This is a genomic window from Paenibacillus oenotherae (assembly GCF_019443105.1).
GTDB lineage: Bacteria > Bacillota > Bacilli > Paenibacillales > Paenibacillaceae > Paenibacillus_Z > Paenibacillus_Z oenotherae.
In genome coordinates this window covers 1-1,338 of record NZ_JAHZIJ010000059.1, presented here as the reverse complement: position 1 = coordinate 1,338, position 1,338 = coordinate 1, and the positions used below count along the sequence as shown (strand labels likewise).

2 protein-coding genes are annotated in these 1,338 nt (G+C 40.1%); both read left to right on the top strand.

Annotation, left to right across the window (positions count from 1 at the left end; all coding sequences use genetic code 11):
• The first annotated feature begins 231 nt into the window (after positions 1-231).
• On the top strand, positions 232-540 hold the full coding sequence (locus K0T92_RS24480; protein ID WP_219875255.1) for a hypothetical protein: 309 nt from the start codon (positions 232-234) through the stop codon (positions 538-540).
• A 23-nt stretch (positions 541-563) separates the two neighbouring features.
• The coding region (locus K0T92_RS24475; protein ID WP_219875253.1) for a WG repeat-containing protein at positions 564-1,338 on the top strand (775 nt) is incomplete at its 3' end.

The following is a 1,338-nucleotide window of genomic DNA, read 5'->3' as shown; positions in this document are numbered from 1 at the left end:
GATGGTACAGATGAAAAGTGAATAATGACTTACCACTTTCCACATGTGAGCTAATACTCCATGTGGTTTCTTTTTTATCGCAAACAGTAATGTTTTTAGAACGGTGGATCAGAAAGGCTAGCCATTTACAATCGCAATCGGCTGCTTAGTGGTCAGGACCCGCTCCCTCAACTGGCACTTTATCAGCAGGAAGGAGATTTAGAAGCCGGTAGGATTGTTGGTAATCAACAAGTGGATAGAAATGGGACCCCTTATGGTACAGTAGCGAGAGATGCGACGATCGCAGATTTTGGAAAATCTGAGTTCAAAATGAGTGTGTACTCCTATTCGGGCGGTGTTGTAAAATATTCAGTGTATTATGACAATGATAATAAACGAAAATCCTTTGATAATATCGCCCAAGCGGCATCCTATTACAAGGAAGTAAGAAAATCTGTATTAAATTATTCTAACCTGCCTGCGCCAGATTTTATTCCTGGTCCTGGGGGAGCAGCTAGATTACCAGGAGTAATAATAAAAATTATCAGGGCAGTCATCTAATTCATATTGACGAGGTGAGAAGGATGTTTCCGATACATGAGAATGGAGTTTGGGGATATATTGATCAAAAAGGAAATGTAGTTGTATCCCCACAGTTTGATTATGCTTTCTACGGTAGCGAGGGGTTATATAGAGTTAAAAAAAATGGTAAACAAGGTTATATATCACTTGAAAATGATAATATCCCCATAAAATATGATGTTGTAGGAGAGTTTCACGAAGGTTATTGTCCAATTAAGATCGATAATCTTTGGGGAGCCATTAATAAGAGGGATGAAGTTATTATTCCATCGGTTTATAAACGTGTCTGGCATTTTTCAGAAGGGTGGGTGAAGGCTGAAACAATCGAAGATGTCATTCAGTTCTTGGATACAGAGGGGGGTGTGCAGCTTCAGTACACGGATGTCAGTGTCGGCCATTTTTCACACGGGTTAGCTTTTTTTACAGATAAAAAGACGAAACGTAATGGCTATATTAATAAAGAAGGAGAATTGGTCATCTCCTCAACATTATTTAGTTCGGGTTGTAAGTTTGCTGAGGGGCTGGCTCCTGCTCGGTATTACTCTACCAGAAAATGGTGTTTTATTAACCCGAGCGGTGACATAGTCATCGAACCGATTTACGAATCAGTTGGCTTTTTTTCGGAGGGTCTATGTACCTTTAAACGGAATGAGAAGACAGGATACATCAATAAAACGGGTGATGTCGTCATTCCACCACTTTTTGACTTCGCTTCAGATTTTTACGAAGGAACAGCCTATGTTGTTGTGGGGGAACGGTATGGGATCATAAACAAAC